19 protein-coding genes and 1 pseudogene are annotated in these 23,521 nt (G+C 60.9%); 2 read left to right on the forward strand and 18 right to left on the reverse strand.

The window, feature by feature from the left end; genetic code table 11:
• Positions 1-13 precede the first annotated feature (13 nt).
• The 5 genes from peaD to qhpG are packed head-to-tail and all read right to left on the reverse strand — an operon-like array spanning position 14 to position 5,821.
• Positions 14-1,105 (reverse strand): quinohemoprotein amine dehydrogenase subunit beta, encoded by a 1,092-nt coding sequence (gene peaD, locus M0H32_RS25335; protein WP_248159111.1) that lies wholly within the window; start codon positions 1,103-1,105, stop codon positions 14-16.
• Positions 1,106-1,136: 31 nt separating this feature from the next.
• A complete protein-coding gene (gene qhpC, locus M0H32_RS25340; RefSeq protein WP_248159113.1) occupies positions 1,137-1,469 on the reverse strand; it encodes a quinohemoprotein amine dehydrogenase subunit gamma in 333 nt (110 codons plus the stop codon).
• Complete coding sequence (gene peaB / locus M0H32_RS25345; RefSeq protein WP_248159114.1) at positions 1,466-2,902, reverse strand: quinohemoprotein amine dehydrogenase maturation protein; 1,437 nt, start codon at positions 2,900-2,902, stop codon at positions 1,466-1,468. The genes qhpC and peaB overlap by 4 nt, the downstream gene beginning before the upstream one ends.
• Before the next feature lie 16 nt (positions 2,903-2,918).
• On the reverse strand, positions 2,919-4,484 hold the full coding sequence (peaA, locus tag M0H32_RS25350) for a quinohemoprotein amine dehydrogenase subunit alpha (RefSeq protein WP_248159115.1): 1,566 nt from the start codon (positions 4,482-4,484) through the stop codon (positions 2,919-2,921).
• Positions 4,481-5,821 carry a flavin-dependent monooxygenase QhpG gene (gene qhpG / locus M0H32_RS25355; protein WP_248159122.1) on the reverse strand — a complete coding sequence of 447 codons (1,341 nt, stop codon included), beginning with the start codon at positions 5,819-5,821 and terminating at the stop codon, positions 4,481-4,483. The genes peaA and qhpG overlap by 4 nt, the downstream gene beginning before the upstream one ends.
• Before the next feature lie 242 nt (positions 5,822-6,063).
• On the opposite strand from qhpG, the gene qhpR reads away from it, so the two are divergent.
• A complete protein-coding gene (gene qhpR / locus M0H32_RS25360) occupies positions 6,064-7,092 on the forward strand; it encodes an AraC-like transcriptional regulator QhpR (protein WP_248159124.1) in 1,029 nt (342 codons plus the stop codon).
• Positions 7,093-7,095: 3 nt separating this feature from the next.
• Here the strand turns inward: qhpR and M0H32_RS25365 are convergent, their stop codons facing one another.
• The 12 genes from M0H32_RS25365 to M0H32_RS25420 all read right to left on the reverse strand — a co-directional run bounded on the left by M0H32_RS25365 (position 7,096) and on the right by M0H32_RS25420 (position 21,141).
• Positions 7,096-8,139, reverse strand: a complete 1,044-nt coding sequence (locus tag M0H32_RS25365) for a glutathione S-transferase C-terminal domain-containing protein (RefSeq protein WP_248159142.1) — start codon at positions 8,137-8,139, stop codon at positions 7,096-7,098.
• Positions 8,140-8,147: 8 nt separating this feature from the next.
• Entirely contained in the window at positions 8,148-8,714 is a 567-nt protein-coding gene (locus tag M0H32_RS25370) for a hemerythrin domain-containing protein (protein ID WP_248159143.1), read from the reverse strand.
• A 146-nt stretch (positions 8,715-8,860) separates the two neighbouring features.
• A complete protein-coding gene (locus tag M0H32_RS25375) occupies positions 8,861-9,559 on the reverse strand; it encodes an HAD-IA family hydrolase (RefSeq protein WP_248159144.1) in 699 nt (232 codons plus the stop codon).
• 159 nt (positions 9,560-9,718) lie between these two features.
• Positions 9,719-10,492 carry an SDR family oxidoreductase gene (locus M0H32_RS25380; RefSeq protein WP_248159145.1) on the reverse strand — a complete coding sequence of 258 codons (774 nt, stop codon included), beginning with the start codon at positions 10,490-10,492 and terminating at the stop codon, positions 9,719-9,721.
• Positions 10,493-10,806: 314 nt separating this feature from the next.
• The gene (gene denD / locus M0H32_RS25385; RefSeq protein ID WP_248159146.1) at positions 10,807-11,772 is read right to left on the reverse strand and encodes a D-erythronate dehydrogenase; all 966 of its coding nucleotides are present in this window, start codon (positions 11,770-11,772) and stop codon (positions 10,807-10,809) included.
• An 83-nt stretch (positions 11,773-11,855) separates the two neighbouring features.
• A complete protein-coding gene (locus M0H32_RS25390; RefSeq protein ID WP_248159164.1) occupies positions 11,856-13,421 on the reverse strand; it encodes a B12-binding domain-containing radical SAM protein in 1,566 nt (521 codons plus the stop codon).
• 298 nt (positions 13,422-13,719) lie between these two features.
• Positions 13,720-14,850 carry a PAS domain S-box protein gene (locus M0H32_RS25395; RefSeq protein WP_248159167.1) on the reverse strand — a complete coding sequence of 377 codons (1,131 nt, stop codon included), beginning with the start codon at positions 14,848-14,850 and terminating at the stop codon, positions 13,720-13,722.
• 107 nt (positions 14,851-14,957) lie between these two features.
• Positions 14,958-16,166: a GGDEF domain-containing protein gene (locus M0H32_RS25400; RefSeq protein ID WP_248159169.1), complete on the reverse strand. Its 1,209-nt coding sequence runs from the start codon at positions 16,164-16,166 to the stop codon at positions 14,958-14,960.
• A gap of 607 nt (positions 16,167-16,773) precedes the next feature.
• On the reverse strand, positions 16,774-17,985 hold the full coding sequence (locus tag M0H32_RS25405; protein WP_248159171.1) for an HlyD family secretion protein: 1,212 nt from the start codon (positions 17,983-17,985) through the stop codon (positions 16,774-16,776).
• On the reverse strand, positions 17,982-18,473 hold the full coding sequence (locus M0H32_RS25410) for a hypothetical protein (protein WP_248159173.1): 492 nt from the start codon (positions 18,471-18,473) through the stop codon (positions 17,982-17,984). Before M0H32_RS25410 ends, M0H32_RS25405 begins: the two co-directional genes overlap by 4 nt.
• A 641-nt stretch (positions 18,474-19,114) precedes the next feature.
• On the reverse strand, positions 19,115-19,519 hold the full coding sequence (locus M0H32_RS25415; protein WP_248159175.1) for a hypothetical protein: 405 nt from the start codon (positions 19,517-19,519) through the stop codon (positions 19,115-19,117).
• Positions 19,520-20,211: 692 nt separating this feature from the next.
• The gene (locus M0H32_RS25420; RefSeq protein WP_248159177.1) at positions 20,212-21,141 is read right to left on the reverse strand and encodes an MliC family protein; all 930 of its coding nucleotides are present in this window, start codon (positions 21,139-21,141) and stop codon (positions 20,212-20,214) included.
• Between the two features lie 403 nt (positions 21,142-21,544).
• On the opposite strand from M0H32_RS25420, the gene M0H32_RS25425 reads away from it, so the two are divergent.
• On the forward strand, positions 21,545-23,089 hold the full coding sequence (locus M0H32_RS25425; RefSeq protein WP_248159178.1) for a winged helix-turn-helix domain-containing protein: 1,545 nt from the start codon (positions 21,545-21,547) through the stop codon (positions 23,087-23,089).
• 331 nt (positions 23,090-23,420) lie between these two features.
• Here M0H32_RS25425 and M0H32_RS25430 read toward each other — a convergent pair.
• Positions 23,421-23,521, reverse strand: a pseudogene (locus M0H32_RS25430) (IS5/IS1182 family transposase); the annotation flags it as partial.

A 23,521-nucleotide genomic window follows, 5' to 3' on the forward strand; every position in this document is an offset into this window, starting at 1 on the left:
GGCTTGATTTCCCCTAACTCCCCGTGCTGATCACATGCATCGTGCCGGCGGCCATGTCGCCGCCCGACGGCAGCAGGATTTCGCCGATGCGCTCAAGGCTTTCAGCGTCGTAGATGCCGATGTCGTCATTGGTGCCGCCGACATAGATCTCCTTTCCGTCCGAGGAAATGTTGATGCAGTAATAGGTGTGCGGCAGGTCGACACGCTTGATCAGCTCCTTCTTGGTAACGTCATGCTTGGAAAGCTGGGTATAGACGCCGTAGAGCTTGGAGGTGTCGTTCGGATCGCGTACCGCGGAGAACATGATCACCTCCAGGCTGGCGAAGTCCTGGATCGTGCTCTCGCCCGTTGTAAGGTCAATCGACTGGTAGCCCCAGACGAAATCGGCGATTTCGCTCATCGTCTCGTCGGTGAACTTGGCCGCCGAATAAAGCAGCAGGAACTCGTCCGCCTGGGTACCGATCGGCCAGAAGGCAAGCACATCCGGCGGCGAATAGGTCGGCCGGTCCCAATTGGCATTGGCGATCTTGACCGTGCGTTCGCCGGTCTTCGGATCGAAAGCATAGACATCATGCCCGGCCGCATAAACCTCACCGTTCTTGCCGGTTGCCATGACGGTGATCCGGCGCGGGCTCGGGAAGGTTCGGGCGGGTTGCGCGTCAAGCCCGGCCGACGTGTCATAGACCGCGAATTCCGGCTCCATCACCTCGTAGCGGTCGGCCAGAAGCCGGACCGGGTTCCGCACGGTGTAAAGCTCCTTGCCATCCTTGGAGACCGCCAGCGAGGCAATCGTCTTGCGGCGGATGTCGCCTTCCGACTGATGCGCGGAAAACACCGTCTCGCAGGTGGCAAGATCGATGCCGAAGACATCTTCCCAGCGGTTGCCGAGGATATAGGCGATGGAATTGTCCGGCGACATGACAATGACGCCGGGCATCAGGTTGAAGTCGAGCTTGCAGTCCGTCTCGACGGAGCGCGCCTCGGCGTCGATCACATACAGCCGGTCTGGCTTGGCGACGGTGACGATCAGGTCCCTGGCCATCGCCGGAAGGCCGGTGAGCCCGAGACAGAACGCGGCCGTTGCCGCTGCTAGAAGCGTTCGCATGGGTTTCTCCTTGAGTTCGGTCGGCAGGCCATCAGGTTTCGCTGTCGGACGGGAACACCGTGCCGAGCGAACGCCAGTCCTTGCCAGCATTGTCGGCGCCATCATTCCAGTCCTTGTAGGAATTCATTGTGTCGGGCACCTGGGCCGGCCACCAGCACGGGTCGGAACAGCCGTAAAGGTCGGCTTCCATCGGCTGGCAGAGGGCTGCGACGCCGCCGAACGGGTCAACCTCCCAGCCCGGATCCAGCGTCGAGGCGCAGCCGGCCACCACCGTCTGCATCGCCCGGACCTCGTCCATCTTGTCGGTCTCGACGGCCGCGACCACCCGGTCGGCCTTCTGGTTCAGGGGTATCAAGTGTCTCATTTGCCGTATGCCCTCCGAGGCATGATGTGATCGGAAAAGAAGGCGGGTGCGCCGGCGATCAATTCGCCATAAACGCCGATGCCGAAATCGACCCAGTCGCGCATCAGGTCGCAATAGTGGTAGGTCGGCTTCATCGGGTCGGAGAAATGGGCGTAGCTCTCGTGGTAGCAGCCGCCGGCGCAGATGTTGCGGATGCGGCAGGTCGAGCAGCCCTTGTCGGTGCGGTCGGCCCTATCCTCGATGAACCGCGCCAGCTTCTGCTTCTCGATACCGCTGTCCACCGAACCGTAGGTCTCCATGTCCGAGCCGGTGAAGCGGTGGCAGAGGTTCAGCCCTCCCTCGTGATCGACCGCCAGCATGCCCAGCCCCGCGCCGCAGGGCAGCGCCTTGGAGCGGCCTTCGTAAAGATCGCTCATCAGCTGGTGCATGTTGGAAAAACCTATATTGCGGCCGAATAGCGCCTCGTCCCGGTAGTGCCGGCCGAGCCGTTTCATCTCCTGAAACACGGTCACCAGCTCGTCGCCGGTCAGGTTGAACGGGGCGATGGGCCCGGACGTCACCGGCGAAAAGCCGACTTCATGAAAGCCGATCTCGTTTTTCAGGTGATCCCAGATGTCATAGACCGCCGTGACGCCATGGGTCAGCGTCACCCGCCCGCCGACCGGGCGGGAGGTGTAGCGTTCCAGCAGCATCTTCGTCTTGCGGGCAACGACGTCATAGGTGCCCTTGCCGCCGACGGTCTTGCGGTTCCTGTCATGCAGCGCCTTGGGCCCGTCCATGGAAACCGTCAGGCCGAAGCGGTGCGCGTTCAGCCAGTCGACGTTTTCCTCGGTGAGCAGCGTTGCGTTGGTGGTCAGCGAGAAGTCGACCTTCTTGCCGAGAGACCCGAACCGGTCCTCCGAATAGGCGACCACCTCGCGGATCAGGCCGAGGTTGCTCAAGGGCTCGCCACCGAAAAAAACAACATTGTAGCTGTCCCGGTCCGGGCTTTCGGCAAGCAACAGCTCAATGGAACGTTTTGCCGTCTCGAAAGCCATGCGCCGGCTGTTTGTCGGCGTGTCCAGATCCTCCTTGTAACAATAGGTGCAGGAGAGATTGCAGCCCGTGTTGACGTTGAGAACGATCGTCGTCAGCGGGAAGTTCTGGATATGCACCGGCGGGCGCTCCGCCCTTGGCGGGCCGCCGTCGGTGATGATGTCGAGGTCGAGCAATGCCTTGAGGCGTTCCGTGACGAGGGCCGGGTCGGCCCGCCCCTCGAACCGGTCCCTGACATCCCCTTCCGAGACCTTTGAGCGGTCCTGGAAGAGATCGATCACGTCGCTGTCGAGCCGGTCGATCTCGAACAGAGAGGTCGTAGGCACGTGGAACAGGAGCTGCCGTCCGTCAACCTCGACACGGTGCGCATTCTGCGGCTGAAAAAAGAGATAACCCATTATGCTTGTTCCTTCTTCAGCGGATCGGAGGATCGTTCCAGCGCTGGACCGTAATGATCAGCTGTCCCTCACCGGTGACATCGCCGCTTGTGGCCAGAACCTTCAGATTGCCCGCGTTGTTGGTGGAAAACGGCCGCTCCGGATTGGGGCCGGCGACACCCGGTGTGAAGATGCCGAGTTCGGTGTCCATGACACCGGCATGTTCGACATCCTTCAGGGCTTCCGCTTCCTCGTTGAAGGCCTCGACCGACCACTTGGCGGGCACCACGCCGATGCGGATATCGTCTTCCGTGCCGGCTTGCCCGTCCGGACCGTTCCAGTAGCCGACCGCGTCGAAGCGGGCCGGCACCTTGCCGGCGGACCCGCCGCCGCCGCCAACACGGGCGACCGTATAGGCGGGCTCGACCTTGAGGCTGTCGATGTGGCTGTAGACGGCGAGCACGTTGTCAGCGGACACCCCATCGGACGCGACGCTGACCGCGCCATCCGTCGCGGCAACCGGTGTAACGTCAATGGCCGCGCCGTAGGCATTCGCCGTGCCGCCCGTGGCCTCCAGAGCGCCGGACAGGGCAACGTTTTCCAGACCGGTGCCGACGACCTGAACCGTAGCATTCGAACCGGCCGGAAGGGTTGAAGGCACCACGCCGGCGATCGCCGGCTCACCACCGGCCTTCACTGCATTGAAGGCCCCGCCGAGACTGTCTTCCGCATGCAGGAACTGACGCCCAGAGAGGCTGCCACCATCCTCGGAGATCGCCAGAATCTGGCGGTATTTGTCACCGCCGATGTCCAGATTGGCGCGCCATTCATAGCCCGTATAGACATTCAACTTGCCGGAGACGGGCAGTTCCTCGCCTAACGCGGTCACCAGTGTTCCGGAAACGGTCAACGGCTGGGCGTCTCCGGTGACTTCCAGGCTGCCATAGGCCTCGCCCTTATCCGGCAGCGTGGTGGTGAAGACCCAGCTGCCGGTGGCCTCCGGTTTCTGTGCTGCCAGCCAGGCGGTCCAGTCTTCCGTTTCCAGCGGATAACGTTCCGCCAGAAGCGGCACGACTTCTTCGCGGGCAAGCTTCAGCCATTCCCTGTCGCGGCCGAGCGCCTGATATTCCAGTGTCTGGAACTGGCCGACATGAAAATCGATGTGAAGATCCCACTCCTCCGCCGTGCGACGTTGAAGTTCGAAGCGCGCGGCGGAGTGGCAGCGCGAGCACATTTCACCGAGCGGCGCGTCCACCTCCTCGACCACGGCCGGTTCCCGCTCCAGAATGTAGCGGTGACTAGCCGCTTCGCTCGGCGCGAGGCCCTGCGTATCGGCCAGGTAATGCACCAGCTGGCTCTGCACCTCCGGCGTGATCTCCAGGCCATGGAAAAGCCGCATGCGCACGATGGTCATCAGCCAGCCTTCCGGCGTCTTGCGCTGGCCGCTGATCCGGCTGAGGGCACCATTTGCATCGGCCGCATGGCAGCCGCCGCAATTTTCTTCCATGAGCGCCGGGCCGTCCTGCGCCCCGGCGGGCAAAGGCATCAGGAGCAGAAGACCGGCCAGGCCGGCGAGATGCCCCTTTCGCAATCTTGGTGTCATGCTGTTTCCCTCGTTCTGGTCGGTTGGTGTGCGTTGCGGCTCGTCGAGCCGTTGAAAAGACCCCGGCTTGCCAGCCACTGAAACGCGGCCTGGAATGCGGGAGACGGTGTGTCGGGAATGGGCTTTGCTCTGGTGCCCGAGGCGTCGATCAGATCGCCGACCGGCAAACCGGCGACAAAGGCGACCCCGTCCGGGTCCAGCGGCGTGATCAGGACATCACGTTCGACGAGACGGTTGTCTTCGACCACCACCCGCGTCTCCATGCGAACCGAATTCGGCACCGCATGAGAAGGCTGGTCGTCAGGCCATGCGGCGCGGCGGCGCCAGAACGGTTCGGCAGCGAGCCTTCGTTCGAGGCGGTAAAAATCTCGGCCGACCCGTGCCTGGCGCCAGAAGGTTTCGACCACTCTGGCCCGATAGAAGCGGGCCGCGAGATCGACACCCGGCTTCGGATTGTCCAGGACGGTCAGTGCCATCGGCACAGCGGCCAGGGCCGAGGACAGCGCCCAGAAGAGGCCATGCCCGGAAAGCGGATCGATCGCCACCGCCGCATCGCCGGCCGGGATCACCGGCAGCGTCAGCTCCGGCGCTGACAACACCAGCCCGGCGGCGCGTGCAAGCAGCTTGTTTTGAACGTTGAGCCCGCCCATGTCTTCCGTCAGGCAGGGCTGGGTCAAAAACCGGTTCACGCGCTCCTGAAGAGCTGCCTCTCCCGCTCCGCCAAGATCGTCCGCATCGACGGAAATCTGCAGCCAGCGGCCAAAGCCGGGCGCTTCGGCCAGCCACAGCCAGCCCTCGGGCGTCGCCGCGACATGAGTTCCCGGCGTGCCGGAGACACTGTCAAGAAGGCCGCTGATGGACAGCGTCTGCGGCCCTTTCAGCCTTTGTGAAGACGGCGCCTGACGGCCGCGCGCGTCAATCATCAGCCGCGCCGAGACTGCATCACCGCTTGAGAGTTTCAGGACAACGCCCTGTTCCGGATGCGTTTTTTCAATCCGGCCGATCCGCCCTTCGATCAGTTCCGCGCCGGCATCGACCGCGGCCTGGCGCAGGGCGGCGTCGAAGGCTGGACGTCGCACCAGGCGTTCGCCATTGGCGCTGCGTTTGAGCCCTGCCCAATCGACGGAACGGGGACAGGGCGCGCTTGCAGTCGCCAGAACGGCCTCAAGCCCACGTGCTTTCAGGAGCTGCGCCACGCGGGTGCTCAGGCCTTCCAGGCGCGGGCGCCCTGCCGCCGGATCGACGATCAGCACCGTGCAGCCGGCACGCACCAGCTCACGCGCTGCGAAGGCACCGGCGGGCCCGCCCCCGGCGACGACACAATCGTAATAGGTCACCAATACTGTTCCCTCGTCCGGCCGCCCAAGTGTTCAAGGTGCGGAACCGGATCTCTCTGTGCCCGCCATTAGGGGAGCAGCGGCCGGTGCTTTCCCGACAATTTCGGCCAATCTTTTCCGAAACGGCAAAAACGCGCCGACATCGTTTGCAACGCCGCGGAATGTTTGATGTAGTTGTGACTTCAGCTTGGCGGTTTCTGCGTCAGGCTGAATTGGAGAGGCTTCGAACCGAAGCGAGGACCATGCCGAAAAGCGCGACGATCATCTCGGGCGCCCTGAACGGTCTACAGGCAATGCTGACGCAGCAGGGTCTGGAGCCCGAAGCGCTCGGCCGCCAGAGCGGCCTGCCAGTGACGGTCTGGAAAAATGCCCGTCACGAGATCCCGCTTTACGCTTTTGTCCAGATTTATGAAAACGGCGCCGACCTGCTCGGACAGCCAGGTATCGGCTGGCAGTCCGGCCCGCTCCTGAACCTTGCAGATCTCGGCGAACTGGGCGACGCGCTTCTGACCGCCTCCTCGGTCGGCTCGGCGCTCAAGACGTTCGAGCGCTTCATCAAGTTCATCCAGAGCGAGACCGACCTGCAGCTGACCATCGAGGACGGCGTCGCCACCCTTACCTACCGCATTCTCAATCCGGATATCTGGCCGCGCCGCCAGGATGCCGAATTCACCCTGTCCGTGCTGGTCGAATTGATCCGCCGCGGCGCCGGCAGCTCATGGACGCCCGACCTGGTCTGTTTTGAGCACAGCGCGGCCCGGTCCCAGGCAAGTTCCATGGCCGCTGCCGGCAGTCTCTGCCTGTACGACAGCGAGACCAATGCCTTGAGCTTTCCCGAAAGCGTTCTCGCCCTGCCAATGCCAAGGGACGACAGCGGCCGTCACCGCAGCGTGCTTGCCCATCTCAGCCGGGAACTCGCCGAAAAAGCCCGGGCCCGCTCCCTGACCGCGCGCACCCGCACGGCGATTTATGAAACCCTCGGCACCGGCCAGGCGGATCAGGAAACCATCGCCCGTCAGCTCGGTCTCTCCCGCCGCTCGCTGCACAGGCATCTGGGCGAAGAAGGCACGCGCTTTTCCGTCCTGTTGGACGAGTGCCGCTATCGGGTTGCCCGTCACGCCTTGATCGACACGCCGCATTCGCTTGCCCAGATCGCCTGCGAACTCGACTATTCCGACCAGACCGCCTTTGAGCGCGCCTTCAAGCGCCGCACCGGCGTGACGCCAAAACAGTTCCGTCAGGCGCTGTTCCGCTGTCCCCTGCGCGATTGAAGGTTATGCGGGGCCTGCGCCCGCCAGTTCCGGATGCGCATAGGCCTCCGGATAGGCCATCGGCCGCAGCGGCCCGAGTGGCACAACCCTGTTCCAAGACCGGCCGAAATAGCCCTGACGGCAATGGACCAGCGAATTGCTTGTGGCAACGCCCGGCAGCGCATGCACGCGGCACAGCCAGCGCCACAGATGCGGATAGTCGAGGATCTTCGCCCCGTTCAGCTTCATGCGCAGGTAATAGACCGGGTCATGCCGGTAAAGCGTCGGAAAGAGCCTGAGATCCGCCTCGGTGAAGGCCTCGCCGGTCAGGAACGGACGGCCGTCGGAGAGCCTATCCTCCAACGTTCCCAGCATGTCGAAATAGGCCTTGAATGCCGCCGCATAAACCGCCTGGTCGGATGAGAATCCGGCCTTGTAGGCGCCGTTGTTGATCGCCTGGTAGATGGCCTCGTTGAGCCCGTCGATCTCGGCCTGCAGCGACTTGTCCGGTGGATAGAGGTCCGCCCGCTCACCCGCTGGGATCGTGCTGCCAAGCGCCTCGGCATGGGCGTTCAGCATGCGCAGGATTTCCGCGCTTTCGTTGCTGACGATGCGCCGCTGCTTCTTGTCGTAGAGCACCGGGACGGATTTTTCATCGGACCCTTCGGCGCGGTAGATATCGCGCACCAGCCGGTGGCCCTTCCCCGTGCCGGTCTCGGCTGTGCATTCCGGCAGCGGCGCGCCGGTGAGGCTCGCCGTTTTCTCCGGAGCGAACTGCCACAGGTTCGGACCTGCCGGATCGTCTTCCTCTGTCCGCCCGGGAAAGGCGATGTCCATCGTGACGGTGTCCTGAAGCCCCAGGACATTCCGTGCCAGGGTCACCCGATGGCACCACGGGCAATTGAGCGCCACGAACAGATGATAGCGCCCAGGCTCCGGCGGAAAATCCGGATCGCCTATGGCGGTCCTGAAGCCGCTGACGCCGCGCACGAATTCTCCCCGTGCGCGGCGCCCGGAGGCGTCAGTCTGGTTTTCCTGAACGGATGCGTCCGGTGTCTTCGAGGCCATTGGTTGTCCTATCCGCGCAGGCGATGATGCAGAATGATCGGCACCGCCAGCTCTTCCTCGTCGCTTAGGTGCCGGTCGAGCAGCTGTTCGATCGCCTCCGTGACCGGATGCAGCTTTCCGGCTTCCTCATAGGCCTGCACCTCATCCAGCTGAACCAGCTTGATGGCACGATTGGCGATGCCCGAAAAGTCATGCAGCACGGTGTCGAGCGCCGCATGGTCCTGTTCCAGGATCTCCAGCCCGCTGTCAAAGCGCGGATCGGCCGCCGAAAGCTCCGGAAAATAACTCCGGTCCTCCCAGGTGTGATGGCCATGGAGATTGCCCACCAGAATGTTGCCGAAACGGGAGAGCCGCCCGGCGAAGTCGTCGGGCACCAGGTTCCTGTCGAGATAGGCTTCCGTGTCTTCGCGAAGCAGCCCGGCCAGCCTGCGGAACGATCGATGCGCGTTCAGCCAGCCTCTGGTCTTTTCCTGAAAGCCCGGATGGCTGTCCCAGCTGTCACGCGGATATTCTGCCAGAAGAAGACGCATCTCTGCAGGCATGGCATCGGTTCGAATGGTCAGATCGGCAGTCATGTCGTCTCCTTGTGTCTTGAGGGGGATTGGGGGTCAGGAAGCCTGGATTGGCCTTGTCCAGACAGATGGGCTACGCGCCGATCCGTTACCAGACCGGGAGTGTCGATCACACTGTTCGATATTCCGAAACGATGAGGGAACTGAGACTAACCGTAGGCCGTCTGCTTCTCGTCGGCGCAGGCGGCCTCCAGGATCACGTCCGGCGAGAGCACCGGGGTGACGGATGTGGCCAGGGAGAAGTCGTCGCAATAGACGTTCTCACCGGGAAAGGCGACGGTGGCGATGCCGGCGCCCACGGAGGCCGACAGACTTGCCGCCGTATCCTCGATCGCAATCACCTCACTGGGGGAAAGGTCCAGCCATGCCAGCGCGTGTCGATAGGCTTCCGGATCCGGTTTCGGCCGTTCTACCAGACCGCCATGGCCAAGATAGTCGAACAACTCCCGCCTGCAATGCGGCGCCAGTGCCTCAAGCAAGCCTTCGATATTGCCAAGACTTGTGGTGGAGACCAGCCCCAGCTGAATGCCGTTTTCCCGTGCCCAGGCAAGTGTCTCGGCAACCCCGTCGCGCAGACCGAGGCGCTGCTCTTTCAGAAGCTGATGGTAGATCTGCGTCTTGGCAACATGGATCGCCCGAGCGTCCACCCTTTGGCCACGGCTGAGCGCAAAGGCTTCGATCCGGTTGATGCCCCCGGTTGTTTTCAGAAGCGCCTGGTAGAGCGAGCGGTTCCAGCGCCAGCCGAGCCCGGCCAGCGCAAAGGCCCTGTTGAAGGCTTCCCGCTGCATCTCCGACGTTTCCGCGAGCGTGCCGATGGAGCCGAACAGAACGGCGGCCGGCATTGTCATGGCGTTCCTGCCTCTGCATCAATCCGGCATAATGTATGCGTTAACAGCCGGTCATGCAACCTGAAGGTTTGTTCACCGGCTCAGCAATCAAAACCCGGATAGCACTGCGCGTCCTGCCGTCCGGAATGACGGTGGTGAAACTGCAGAGAACCGTTTCCCCTACCCCCGCCCGACAAACGGCATTTTCGTTGCCATCACGGTCAGCGTCAGCACGTTGGCGTCGAGCGGCAGCGAGGCCATGTAGACCACCGCGGCGGCGACATGGGCCGGGTCGATGGTCGGCTCCACCGCCGTTTCACCATTCGCCTGGGGCACCCCCTTGTCCATTTTGGCGGTCATGTCGCTGGCCGCGTTGCCGATGTCGATCTGGCCGCAGGCAATATCATAGGGGCGCCCATCCAGCGCGGTCGACTTGGTGAGCCCGGTGATCGCGTGTTTGGTTGCCGTATAGGGCGCTGAGAAGGGCCGCGGCGTCGTTGCCGAGATCGAACCGTTGTTGACGATCCGCCCGCCTTTCGGCGTCTGCGCCTTCATCAGCCTGAAGGCGCCTTGCGTGCACAGGAACGCGCCGGTCAGGTTGGCCGCCACCACGGCGCTCCATTCGTCGTAGGAGATCTCCTCCAGCGGCACCGCGGAATTGGAGATCCCGGCATTGTTGACCAGGAGATCCAGCCGCCCGAACCTGTCTTCAATGGCCTTGAACAGCACACCGACCGAAACCGGATCACCGACATCGGCCGATATCCCCGTGACCTCGCCGCCGGTATCCCCGGCGATTGCCGCCGCCGCCTCGTCCAGCACCGCCTGCCGCCGGCCGCTGATCACGACCCGCCAGCCGGCACGGGCAAGCCCTGTCGCCACCGCCTTGCCGACCCCGGTACCGCCGCCGGTCACCAGCGCGATCCGGCCCCTCACGTCAAATGCCTCGCTCATACGTTTCTCCCACTTTCCCAAGGATCTCATAATCCATAACCGGAGTCTTTTGCACCAACCGCCCACACGTTCGGTGTCACCCCGGGCGAGCAACGCGAGACCCGGGGCCTACTCATTTCCAGAGAGTCGGTTGGGTTGGAACAGTTCGAGATCACGTCCCATACTTTGGCAAGCAGCCTTGCGAGTATGCCCCGGGTCTGCGCTTCGCTTGCCCGGGGTGACACAGGTGTATGCCTCACGATTGTTCCATTGCATGCCAGCTTGTTCGTCTTGAGATATCCGTTTTCGAACTCAAGTTGTTGACCCGATCCCCCTCATCCCTCGTCTTCAAGGTGGATACGGATGATATCGTCGAAGCTGCTCTCGGCGGCAAACCCGAGCGCCGCCGCCCGCCGGGCGTCGAAATTCTTCGGCCAGCCCTCAACGATCTTCTGGATCACCGGGTCGGGCTCGCGCCGGATCAACTTGACCGCCGCCTCGCCCGCGACGCGCCGCAGCGCCTCGATCTCTTCTGCAACCGTGGCCGACAGGCCCGGCATGGTCAGGCTCCGGCGTGGGCCGATCCGGGCCGTTTCCATGCGGGCGGCCTGAACGAAAAAACCGACCGCCGCGCGCGGGCTGGCGAACCAGTGGCGCACGCTGTCCGCCACCGGCAGCACGGCCTCCTCACCCTTGAGCGGTTCGCGCAGGATGTTGGAAAAGAACCCGGAGGCCGCCTTGTTGGGGGCACCCGGCCGGACGCAGATGGTGGGAAGGCGCAGCCCGATGCCGTCAAAGATCCCCTTGCGGGTGTAATCCGCCAGAAGCAGCTCGGTGATCGCCTTCTGCGTGCCATAGCTGGTCAGCGGCGCGGTCAGGAAGTCGTCTTCGATCCGCTCCGGAAACGGCTCACCGAACACCGCCAGCGAAGACGCGAACACCAGCCTCGGACAATAGGGCTCCCGCATCGCTTCCCGCCGGATCGCTTCGAAAAGGGCCCTTGTGCCGTCCAGATTGACCGCATAGCCCTTTTCGAAATCCGCTTCCGCCTCGCCCGAGACCACCGCCGCCAGATGAAAGATCAGATCCGGCCGTTCCTCAATCAGCTTTTCCGCATTGCCCGGCTCGGACAGATCCACCGTCATCCGCCGCGCCACAAGACCTTCGGGTACTGCCGGCGCAATCGCATCGGCCAGCGTCAGCTCGGTCACCTCGAAGCCGAACACCTCCGGCTCCTTCGCAAGCCTCTGCAGCAGCTTGCGCCCGACCATGCCGGCGGCGCCGATGACGAGAATATGCATGTGGGGGTCTCCCGGGGCTGACGATCTTGCATTGAAGACAACCGGATAAAGGCGCCAAGAGCAAGCGTTGCTATCAGAGGTGCCTAGGCCGGGCTGCCCGGGCTGTCGAAAAGGATCCGGCTGGAACGGCGTGCGTGTGCCTGAGACTCTTCTTTCAGAAGCCCTTGCCGCAACCGTCCCTCGCCATCCGTCAGCAGCAGCGGCTCGAACTCCGGCATAAACCGTTCTTCCATCCGCATCATTGGCCGGTAGGCCGCGCTCAAGCCATCCGTCATCGCGCAGAAGGTCCGCCGGGGCTCACGCCAGCTCTGAAGCATCTGGCGCGGACTGCCGATGCGCACACCGCCGCCGTAGCGAACCAGGGGGCCGATCAGGCTGATGAGGGATTGCGACACGTCGAAGGCAGCCCGGCGGGACCAGGCGTGGCGGATGGCGTGACGGGTCAAGGCAAGTTTCCGGCCACGGAACTGCAGCAGATTTTTCAAATACGGCACGACCGTGTCGAGCGGTTCCTTCGGCCATTCGACCAGTTTCTGGCCGTCGAGATCGGCGAGCCTCAGATGGGGCATCAGCCGGCCGGCGCTGGCGCTGTCGGCAAAATGCGGCGTGCCGAGGATCGGGATGGTCAGCGACAGCAGCGCCGGCAAGGGCGCCTCGGGGCTTGCAAGGATCGCGTCGATCTGGGCGTCGACCTCGGCAATCGTCTGCTGGCCGAAATCGACCATCATGCCGTAATCGAACAGGATGCCGTGGTCCGCGCACAGACTTGCGAGGGTCTTGGGGTCGGAAGCAAGGCTGTGGCGCTTGTTATAGCTGCGCAGCACTTCCGGATCGAGGGATTCGACACCCGAAAACAGCGCCTTGCAGCCATTGGCGGCGGCCTTCGCCAGATTGTCCGGGTTCTTGAAGAAGTCCCCGGTGACCAGCGCGCCCCAACCCAGGAAATCGCCCCGGCGCCACCGCTCGCCCAAAAGCTCGGTCCGGCGTTCGAAATCCGCGCGGCTGTTGCCGTAGAAATTGTTGTCCAGCACCATCAGCATCTGGAAGCGTTTTTGCGCATCGAGCTGGCGGGCAATCTCTTCGGAACTGTAGGACTGATAGGCCCTGCGCTCGCCGGTCAGCGAGCAGAAGGCGCAGGCGAAATTGCAGTTGCGCGTGGTTTCGACAAAGCCGAGGCCGAAGGACCAGCCGGCGAGGTCAAAGCGCGGCGCCGGGTCGCTGGCGAGATAATCCTCCCCAAGCACCCCTTCGATGAAGGGATCAAGGTCCTCGACGTCGCCTTGCAGGACATGATCGAAGACCTTGCCGCAGAGCTCGGGCAGCGCCCGTGCGATCGGCCCGCCGATGGCGACCGCGACCTCGGCGTTGGCATTGCGGAAATAGGCGGCGAGCTGGCGGGCCCGATCGAATGCAGCCGTCAGGCCCGTCAGGATCACCAAATCAGGCCAATGGAAGGTCTTCGGGGTCAGGAGCGCGCCATGAAAGCACTCGTCATGGATCTTCAGATCGACCCTCGCTCCCTCAAGCCGCCCGGCCAGATAATAGGGCGCCATCGCCCGCGGAATGAACAGCTTCATCGGCGCCGCGGACCGCCACGGATCGACATAGGCATTGACGATCATCACACGTGGGCGGCGGGTGGAGGTCACGGCAGGGATCTCCGGGCGAAACAAGCCTCGTTGTGTTTGCCGATTGTGATTCCCGTTCGATCCGCCGCGTTAGAACCGGTTGAAGGGCTGTAACCAAACCGCTTGCACCCCTCTCCCCCCTTGCGGGGGAGATGCCCGCAAAGCGGACAGAGGGGGGTAAAGCGGGTCCGCAAAATTCGGCGCTGCTTGATCCAGGCGAAAGGCCGATACCCCCCTCTGTCACCTGGCGGTGACATCTCTCCCCCAATGGGAGCGACGGGCGCAAGCAGCGAGACCCGAGAAATATCGGCTGCCCCGCTCATACCTGGTCCAGCCCTGCAAAAATTCCCAGAACGAAGATCGCGTAGACGCCGATGATGGCGTGGGAGAGGATCGGGGGCAGGATGCTGCCGGAACGCATGAACAGCCAGCCCCAGAGCAGCGACGGCGCGATCACGGCAAGCGAAACGACCGGATTGAGATGGGCATGGAGCACCGCAAAGAGCAGCGTTGCCACGAGGTTGGCCGTCCAACCGGGCGCGGCGATGACACCTGTCAGGAAAGTCTGCAGGGGCGCCTGGATGGCGCAGCGGATGGCGAATTGCTGAAACAGCACCGAGACCAGATAGATCGAAAGCGCCACCATAAACAGACCGGGCTCGGTCACCCGGGTGCCGTCGTCCAGCACCAGGAAGCTGAACAGCCGCCGGGGCTCCGAGGCATTGGCGCTATGGGAGAGCCACAGCGCCTTGCCGAGGGTCATCGCCGCGCAGAAACCCAGCGACCACAAAAGCGCGGCGACCATGTAGCGCCGCTTCGGTCGGAGGTTCAGCTTGAACATCTTCACGCCCGGCGACACGAAGCGTTCCAGGAAAAAGGCGATCACCACCAGGGTCAGCAGCGCGATCACCGGGCCGAGGTCGTAAAAATGGGCCTTGGCCAGCTTCTGGATCGGCTCCAACAGCAGCGTGAAGACGCTGAAGATGGTCAGGACAGCGACAATGAAACGCCCAGTGGCGGCCCGTTCGCGCTCCCGCTCGGCCGTCTTTTTCAAGAGTTCGACCCGTTCGCTCTCGTCGGCCAGCATCACCAGGACGCCGATTTGCTCCTCAGAGCCCTTCCTGTGCAGCAGCACCGCGCGCACGCTCAAGTGCAGAACAGAGCCGCCACGGTTCAGGCTGATCGCGGCGACATGTTCCTCTTCCGGCGTGCGCACCGCTTCCAGCACACAGTCGGTGAAGTCGTCGAGATCCTCCAGCGGCAGGAACACTTCGGCCACCGTGCAGCCGACGACGTCCGATGCCTTCAGCCCGAAGATCGCCTCCGCGCCCGGGTTGAACGAGGTCATCACCCCGTGCGGATCGATGGTGAGAATGCCGTCCCGCGACGAGGCGACAATGTCCTCGGTCATCGCGGCAGGCAGGGACTGGACTTGGACGGGTTCGCTCACGACGGCCGTGGCGTCCGGGCCGCCCTGTCGGTTTCAAGGATTCGCATGTCGGCAGGATAAGAGACACCCGGAGAAGCGTCCAGCGGCCCGCGTTTTGGCGAAACCATTCAGGACATCGCCCGGTAGGTCGATGGGGACCGTCCTTCAGGCAGGCCGTCGGCATCCTGCAGGCACAGTTCAATGCGGTTGCGGCCGGCTTCCTTGGCCTGATAAAGCGCCGCATCGGCGCAATCGAGCAGGCTGTTGATCGACAGCGGATTGCCCGGCTCCCAATAGGTCACGCCAATGCTGATCGTGACCGGCGGAACGCCGATTATGCTGATGTCCGTGATCGACTGGCGCAGACGTTCGGCGATGGCAAGGGACTGCTCCGGCGTGGTGTAGGGCAGAAGGGCGACAAATTCCTCTCCGCCGAAGCGGGACAGGATATCGCCCTGGCGCAAAATGGTCTTAAGTTGCTCGGCAACCAGGGTCAGCACCCGGTCGCCGACCCCATGACCGTATTGGTCGTTGATCAACTTGAAACGATCGAGATCGGCCATGAACAGAGCAAACCCCATGGAGCGCCTGTCGGCCAGCGCCAGCTCGCGCTCGCCGGCAATGTGAAAGGCACGGCGGTTCAAAAGGCCGGTCAGGGGATCCGTGGCGGCGTTGATCTCAAGTTCAATGCTCAGCTTGCGGGTGGTCAGCCACAGGAAACCGAACGTCCGGCCATTGGTGAAGATGATAAACGTCACAAAGGCCAGCGCATGCACCGTACCGGCCTGCATGAAGTCCGGTAGGATGGCGTGTGTTCCTGCCCAGAACGCGCGGAACAGCAGGAAAACGGCGAAGCCCGCAAAGAACAGGGCGGTGACCCGGCTCGGGATCTCCAGATCCGGATGCGGCATCCCGCGCATCTGATAGATCACCATGGCCGCGCCGATGCTCGTGACCACACTGATGACGATGACGCGCGCGCCGACATCCGGATCGACATAGGTGAACCACAGGAACAAAAGCGCGTGCAGGGCCAGCAGGGCGATGCCCAGGGGCAGGAAGCGTATCTTCTCCCGCTTGAACTCGGCGATCCCCGCCTGGGAAAGCCACATGCCACTGGCAATCAGGGTATTGGCGGCGACGATGGACAGAAGATCGGGGATCTGTCCCCGAAGACCGAGCAGCGCGAAGCCGCAGGCCTCGGCCATCAGGGCCCCTGCCCACCAGCCCATGCCGGGCAGTCTGACCCAGGTGCGCCCGACCGCATAAATACCGATGCTGAACATGAAGGCGTTCAGCAGGGCACAATAGGACAGGGTGCGGATATCAAGATCCATCGCCGAATTATCCTTCCATTCTCAACGATGAATGCAATAGAAAAACCAAATTTTCGCTAAGAGACGTGCTGTACCAAGGCTTAACGGATTGGTAGAACGGGTTGAAGTTCAACCGGAAGATTGCACCTCCCGAAATAACAACTTTTGTTTTACTGAAGCTTTCCCACAATCATAGGGTTTAGACCCCTGGTGTGAGGTAAAACGGGAGCCTTTGCCTGCAGTCAGGCGTTGCGGCGCGCCCCTCTCCTCCTGGAGGCAGGGCAATTGCATTTGGAGGGGACACACCACAAACATCGGTGCCCCCGGGCGAACGAAGTGAGACCCGGGGCCTCCTCATTTGCAGAGAGCTGGAGTGAAGGCATCCATTTCAGACATACCATGCGCTTTGGCGAGCGGCTCTGCGAGTGGGTCCCGGCTCGCGCTGCGCTTGCCGGATGCCCTCATAGACAGGGATGACACCGAAGGTGACGTCTTTGACAATAGCTGTGATGAGGAATTGCAAAGGCCATTGCCCCGCCCTCCTGGGGGAGCGGGGAGAGGCGGCAAATCCTGTAGGTGGCCAGAGCCTCCCGCCTAACCGGACACCGGTTGAAACAATCTCCCCAGCTCAGTCCCCGCCGATCAGCCCCGTTCCGGCGAAGAGCATGACCCAAACCTTCATGCGCATGATCAGCGCCTTTTCCAGCGCCCAGGCCTGGATGATGCCGCCCATGAACGTGCCCTGGAGCGAGCCGGAAATATGGGTGGTGTAGGCCTGGACAAGGCATCTGGCGCCGTCGACCAGCAGGGCGTTCTGCTCCGGATATTCAAGCCGGACATGCACGACGAGGTCGCCGGGGCCGCGCCGGTCCGAGGGCTGCATCAGGACGCCGGTCGGACCGACCTGGCCGGTCGCGATCACGTCCTGGATGCGCACGATCCGCGCCGCCAGCACCGTGTCCGTCATGCCGCTGTTGATGTTGTTCTCGCAGGCGACCTCCGCCGGCATGCCGACATGCAGAACCGCGCTGTTGGTCTGGCTGAATCCGGCGACGATTTCGATCGGATCGCTGTCGTCGCGGTCCGGCACGATGACCATCGCCGGATTGACCGAGAACTGCGCCGCGCGGGCACCGACATTCAGGGACAGCTGCTCGATCCGGCCATTGACCGACGAATGGACCTTGGTCTTGTCGAGATTGACCTTGGCCTGGTCGAGGGCGGCTTCAGCGGCTTTGAGCTCCGCCGGCAGGACCTGGTCGAGCTGCACCTGCAGCGCCTCCATCTTGGAGTTGGCGGCGTTCACGTTGGCGGCCGCCTGTTCCTGCGCGGCCTTTGCGTTTTCGTACCTGTTCAACGTGTAGGCGGCAGATTTCTTGTCCTTGAGGTCCTGCTGTTCAGACAGGATCAGGTTGGCGTTGTCGAGGGCCGCCTTCTCCCGGGCGAGATCGGCCGCCGCTTCCCTGATCTGCGCCTTGACGACATCGAGCTGGCTGTTGACCTCGCCCACCGCGGCCTGAGCGCTCGCGACCGCCGCCTTTTCGCTGCTGTCGTCGACCGTGAAGAGGAGATCTCCGGCCTTGACGGTCTCACCAGCCTTGACCGGCACCTCTGTAACCGTACCGCCGCGTTCGGTGACGATCGGCACGACGCGGTAGGGGATCAGCGCATTGGGGGTGTCGGGGTGATAATATTCGACGGTGAAGATCAGCGCGACGAACAGCACGATCCAGACGAACAGCGCGCGGTGGACATTGTAGAGCGTTATGGGTCGGCCCCGCCAGCGCAGATAGGCCATGCGCAGCAACAGCGGAAAGCAGGTGATCAGGAGCTCTATCATGCGCTGGCTCCCTTTTGCTCAACGGGCGTCTGCACATCCGCAACAGGCGGCTCCGCTTCGGGTTGCTTCGCCAACGGTTGCTTCGCTAACCTTTGCTCTGGGGCTTCGGTCGTCTCCCTGGTGGGCGCCGTGCTATCGACAGCCGCAGCCTCCTCTACCGGTTCCGGCTTCATCCAGAGAACGACGTCATAGGCGAAGGCGGCAAAGATCAGGGTCGCCGGCAGCAGCAGGCTGACATCCCGCAGGGGCGGCACCAGGTCATAGGCCAGGCCGATCACCAGCATGGTCGGGATCGTGGTCCGGATCGGCGTCCGCGATCCCTTGTGCTCGGCATAGCGGTCGAACACGGCGTAAAGGTAAATCACCAGCAGCAGGAGCAGCAGCAACGTGATCAGCCCCGCCGTGGCGAAACTGTCGCTTGCGCCGGGCGCGACCCAGGACTCCGGTGGCGGGTCCAGCGTCTGCGCCGTCGTTGCCGTTGTGCTCATGAAATCCCCCCTGCCGAATGCGCGATGACCATGCGTCACCGGGTGCATCATGACTGTAGAAACTACCGATTGAAACAGGAAAGTGCGGGGCTGGTGGGGGAAGAGCGGTCATGGGTGGCTGAGGCGTGTCGTTGCTGGTTGAAATTTCGGACTGATCTGTAAAACTGCCATTCGTTGTGTGATGTGCGAAAGTCTATTTTGGGTGGGAAGCGGCCCTTCGCTGCGGTCGAAATGAATGACCGGGATGGGGCCGGGAGAGGACTGTCGGCTTTTTTGGAGCGGACACCGTCCGAAGCCGACATTGGCAGCATTATCATTGCGTTCAAGATTTGCATCTCGCCGCCTTGTGGTCGGTCTCAATGGGTTTGGGACCAGCTTGCTATCAACAAAGGCTCCGTCTTGGCTGCAGATTAATTCCTGATTGTGATTGGCTACTGGAAACAGACAATTCGAACCGCTGGCTTCATACCGCTTGGCGCTATGCCGAGACAGCCGTCACGCGCAGCCCTGACCGGTTCTATTTTCAGGATGCTCAGGAACCGCACCTTGAAGATAGGCACCAAGATTGGCGTCTGTGATAGACGATAGCTGCAAACCCGTTGTGCAAGACCGTCGTCGAACCGGGTTAAGACGGTAGATATTTACCGCTGAATGCAGCGGAACCGAGCTCTGATGATCTGTCGCTGCCCGTTGGCATTGCCGTCCATCATCATTGATAGTTGCGAACCTTGCTGCTCAAGATCGATTGTAAACTTGGTACCTGCATAAGCATGGCCCACATCGGCCCTCCATTTGCCGACCCCCGATGCCACGGACGTGTCGCCATGGGTTGACCGCAATTCAGCCGACCAGCCGTTGCTTGCGAGAACGGTATAATAGTGCCCATTGGCGATACTGCTGATATTGAGAAAGCAATTGTTGCATTGCCCGGCGTTGGAATGGGTCTGCTGGTATTTACTGCAGAACTCCGCCTGCGCCACGCTGGAAAGGGCGATCAGGGCGACGGTGCTGATGGCGATTTTCGAAATGGATTGACGAATACTCATATGCTTTCCTGTTCCATTGGAGAATTCGGGACGCCCTTCGACGGATCGAGCACAGCTTGCGCCGGAAAAACTGCCAGGAAGGGGAAGGTCGGTGTTTTACAAAAGTGTTTCAGGCAAAGCCGATTATTTGGCTCATCAATTGAAACACAGATCTGAAGGTCGCAGTCTCAACGAACAGACTTACATTGAAACTGACTGATACCTCCGTGCAGGTTTATATATCTTTTTATCGACTTGGCGGCACCATAACTCTTGGGTATTCCAGTGTTGCTACCGTAGTTCCACACCATGGCGTTTCCTCCCGGGTAAAATCCCAGGTCGAAACTCTCAGAAACCCCATATTCAGCACGCGTTCTACTGTCACACCCGCTATATCGGATGTATTGAATCGGCTCTCTGCAGCGGCCTTGGTAGAGAATAGTTGGTCTTGGACAAGTCTTCGCTCTGGTGGTGGGGCGCACGCAATCGGTGCCATCACTGTTGGGCACCAAAGGCGCAACACATTGGACAACAATCTTGGGCATCTGCGCCTGCGCAGGTGTGGACGATAGTGATCCAGCGGCAGCCCCAAAACCAAGAACTGCAGCCAGCGCGAACTTGCAAAGACGTTGTGAAAATGATGCGCAATCAAGTCTCATAATTCTCTCCAAAAACAGATTGTGTACTGCGTCACGGCGGTGACAGCTGATCGACTATTCAAAACAATTGTCCACCCCGCTCGGGTGCTGCAGCGTTGCGGAGTTTCCCTTGGAAAAAAGCGTGAATCGACCGTTCGTGTACTGGCTGCCTGAGCCGGACGGGACTTGTTCAAGCCGTTCCTCAGGTGAGCCGTCGATGCTGAAAATGGCATGCCCGTTGCCACTGTTCACATAAGTGACTGTTAGCGGCAGGCCCTCCGCACAGGTGTAGCGAACCGTGGTGGAACTTGGCGGCTGGGGCAGAACACCGCCGGTTTGGGCTGTGCCAGCCTGGGCGAAGGAACCCGTGATTTGATAGAGAACCCGTTTTGGCTCAGCGCCTACGCCGTAAAGCACTTGGCCGCGGTGAAGGTCCAGCTGAAGAGACACATTGCGGGACGCATCGAATAGATAGACCGACCATTCGTCGCGGGTTTCTTCCTGAAAATGGAAACTGACCCGTCCTTGAGCATCGGTCTCCTGCCATTGCCCATTGCCGACAGCGTTGAAACTGCCACCTGGGTGAATGACCGCACCGACGGTAAAACCATTAATCCCGGCCGATGCCTGCGGCTGTGAGGTAACCGGCGGATTGGCTTGAACCGGAGCATTGGATTGCAGGCGCGGACCGTCGCACACCCGGAAAATGGTTGGATAGGGGTTTTGGGAACACATGATCCCGCCCCACTGGTACCCGGTACGGCCATTGCGATAGCGGATTTCAAACCATTCATAGCCATTCATCATGGCTCCGGTACCGGTTAGAATGAGGATTTGATCGCCTTCATGCAGGCTACCGACTTGCCGGAAATTCATTCCAGGGCCACTTCGAACCTTGCCACCGTATGAGTATCCCGGTTGGGGGAAATCGACATCGGGTGATGCTTGAACAGATGTTGAAAATGCAATCAACCCAGCCAAAAGCAATCCAGAAAAACTGCGCATAGAAACTCCGGTTTTAAGTACAAATTACGCTCGCTGAAACGACAGTGAATACACATCTAGAATTCCGAATCTGAACAGAAGATGAACCGTCAGCTGCTATATGTGGAGCTATCGCGGAACCCTTGATCTTGTATAGGTGTTCGATCTCATCGAATTGGCCTGTTCTTGGGAAAACTGCCTGACTTTTTGCAGCCGTTTTCAGAATCCTTAGCGGATAACCCCCGTCCGGTTCCTCGAGCACAATTGCCAGCAATTGTCTCCTGCCAATTTGGTAAGAGGTAATTGTTGTAGAACTATTTGCAGGGTTTGAATTTGGCGGAAATATCCGTAGCGTGCGGGAAATCTGGAGACCATTTGACGACGGAGCCGATATATTATGGTGCATACTATCAGGCTCGGGAACATGCGCTTTGACGAGAAATTTTTGTCCGCCGTGTCAGATGATGAAATCCAGGTGAATTTCACCAAAGCGGAAACAAGACTGCTTCTAAATTTCATTCAATACTCGAACCAGATCCTAAGCCGCGCGCAGCTTCTTGAGGCCGTTAGCCTTGGAAACGAAGAGAAACTGGACCGCAGCATCGATTTTCTGATCAATCGATTGAGAAGGAAACTCAAAGACGATGCCAAGAACCCCAGTTTCATCGCGACGCGATACGGCGAAGGGTATATCTGGCTTGCTGTGCAATCGAAAAAGCAGGCCTTGCCGCGCAATTGCCATGCCGTTGTGGGCCCGGTGCGTGGCCTGAACCACATCAGCAACTATCGCAGTTCAGCGGAGCTTTTTTCGCTACAGTTTCACAAGTCTTTTCAGAACCATTTCAGCGACAATCTCGCGGTTGTGTTGGATCCGGATTGTCCGGGTGCCGGCGGACAAGAGGAAGGCGGGCCGGAGATCGGCATCGAGCTGGGTTTTGTGCTTTCCGGAGATCTTCTGGACTGCGTGTTTCGTGGATATTCGTTTCGCACAGACAACACCATATTTGCAAAGAGACTAACTGTATCCGGGACGACATCCCCCGATGTCGAAATGATTGCTGATGAAATCTCCAGCGTTCTGCGAACGGGTCTGGCAACGGATGTCAAAGCTCAACTGCCGCTCGCAGTCGGCATGATCGAAGCTGGAAAGACCTTCACGGGAATAAAGGGACACTGGTCGGAGAACGATCAGGAGCTGCGCACACAGGTAGAGAAAAATCCAACAGACTATCGCGCGAAAATCATGCTCGCGACCAACATTCACACCAAGTACCTGCAAGACAGTGTGCAGATCTTCAGCTCGAATGCGGACCCTCGAAAAGACGATGAAGACGAAATCGAAAAACTTGTGACAGAAAGTCTGCCACATCTTCAAACTGAACCGACATTCCTGCTGCCAGCGGTGAAACTGCTCTTCTTCATAGACCGCGGCTACAACGACATAGCCGTCAAGATGGCAGAACGCCTTCACAAGGAAAGCACCTCCCTTGCGGCGTCACTGCCCGTGGTCGGACAGATGCGTGTGTTTGTCGGTCAAAACGAGGAAGGGCAACGTGCGATTGACCAAGCCCTGGAACTCTGTGAACCAGGATCACAGTACGAGATCTATCTGATGGTCTTGAAATGTGAGGCCCTGGCCGCGGTATCCGATCGCGGCGCGCTGGACCAGATCCTTGATCAGGTCTGCTCCCGTGTTCCCCAGATCGAAGTTCTGATGCAGATCCTATTTACCTGTTCAGAGCGGCCATCGAAGATTGCGCAACAAGCTCTGGTCAACATGTCGCCCGCGCAAGCGAAAGGCATGTTGATGCTCACGCACTACGTCTATGGCCGCCTGCTTCAGGACCCGGAACATCGCGCCAATGCCTATCGAACGCCAGTTTCCCTGTTCACCAGGCAGTTTGGCCCCAACATCATTCCGGACGAAGTGAGACAAGTGCTGCAGGAAGGAATGAAACAGGATACTTGATTGTTCCATGTTCCCCCAAACTGCGAGATCAGTCGACGCTGCTGCAGTTTCCAGCCTCATCAAGCAAAAACCGGATATCTGACACCAGGTGAGGCCCTCCACGACCTGGCCGGGGCATTCCGGCGCCCAACAGCTGAGCACCGATAAGGTCGTTGCGACCCTAAAAGGCACCAAAAATCTCGAGACCCCAGTTTGGATATTCATTCCGAAATCCGAGAATAACCCCACCGATCTGAAACATTATTTCTTTCTCAGTAGATGTCGGCTTTTTGAATGCCGCTCAGATCGTATGAAACATGATTTGGGGCCGCTAAGAGCCAGATTCAAAAGTTTATGAGACTGGACAATAGGTTGCGAGTCTGCGTGTCATGACCCTGATGCTGGCGATGGTGACCCATGCGGTGGCGCTTTCGACGGATTTCTCCCAGTCCT

Source organism: Roseibium sediminicola (assembly GCF_023156505.1).
In the GTDB taxonomy this organism is placed as follows: Bacteria; Pseudomonadota; Alphaproteobacteria; order Rhizobiales; family Stappiaceae; genus Roseibium; species Roseibium sediminicola.

Excerpts from the sequence above, each read along its gene's own strand:
- peaD (WP_248159111.1), bottom strand. The coding sequence starts at position 1,105 with ATGCGAACGCTTCTAGCAGCGGCAACGGCCGCGTTCTGTCTCGGGCTC.
- qhpC (WP_248159113.1), bottom strand. The coding sequence starts at position 1,469 with ATGAGACACTTGATACCCCTGAACCAGAAGGCCGACCGGGTGGTCGCG.
- peaB (WP_248159114.1), bottom strand. The coding sequence starts at position 2,902 with ATGGGTTATCTCTTTTTTCAGCCGCAGAATGCGCACCGTGTCGAGGTT.
- peaA (WP_248159115.1), bottom strand. The coding sequence starts at position 4,484 with ATGACACCAAGATTGCGAAAGGGGCATCTCGCCGGCCTGGCCGGTCTT.
- qhpR (WP_248159124.1), top strand. The coding sequence starts at position 6,064 with ATGCCGAAAAGCGCGACGATCATCTCGGGCGCCCTGAACGGTCTACAG.
- M0H32_RS25365 (WP_248159142.1), bottom strand. The coding sequence starts at position 8,139 with ATGGCCTCGAAGACACCGGACGCATCCGTTCAGGAAAACCAGACTGAC.
- M0H32_RS25370 (WP_248159143.1), bottom strand. The coding sequence starts at position 8,714 with ATGACTGCCGATCTGACCATTCGAACCGATGCCATGCCTGCAGAGATG.
- M0H32_RS25375 (WP_248159144.1), bottom strand. The coding sequence starts at position 9,559 with ATGACAATGCCGGCCGCCGTTCTGTTCGGCTCCATCGGCACGCTCGCG.
- M0H32_RS25380 (WP_248159145.1), bottom strand. The coding sequence starts at position 10,492 with ATGAGCGAGGCATTTGACGTGAGGGGCCGGATCGCGCTGGTGACCGGC.
- denD (WP_248159146.1), bottom strand. The coding sequence starts at position 11,772 with ATGCATATTCTCGTCATCGGCGCCGCCGGCATGGTCGGGCGCAAGCTG.
- M0H32_RS25400 (WP_248159169.1), bottom strand. The coding sequence starts at position 16,166 with ATGGATCTTGATATCCGCACCCTGTCCTATTGTGCCCTGCTGAACGCC.
- M0H32_RS25405 (WP_248159171.1), bottom strand. The coding sequence starts at position 17,985 with ATGATAGAGCTCCTGATCACCTGCTTTCCGCTGTTGCTGCGCATGGCC.
- M0H32_RS25410 (WP_248159173.1), bottom strand. The coding sequence starts at position 18,473 with ATGAGCACAACGGCAACGACGGCGCAGACGCTGGACCCGCCACCGGAG.
- M0H32_RS25415 (WP_248159175.1), bottom strand. The coding sequence starts at position 19,519 with ATGAGTATTCGTCAATCCATTTCGAAAATCGCCATCAGCACCGTCGCC.
- M0H32_RS25420 (WP_248159177.1), bottom strand. The coding sequence starts at position 21,141 with ATGCGCAGTTTTTCTGGATTGCTTTTGGCTGGGTTGATTGCATTTTCA.
- M0H32_RS25425 (WP_248159178.1), top strand. The coding sequence starts at position 21,545 with ATGCGCTTTGACGAGAAATTTTTGTCCGCCGTGTCAGATGATGAAATC.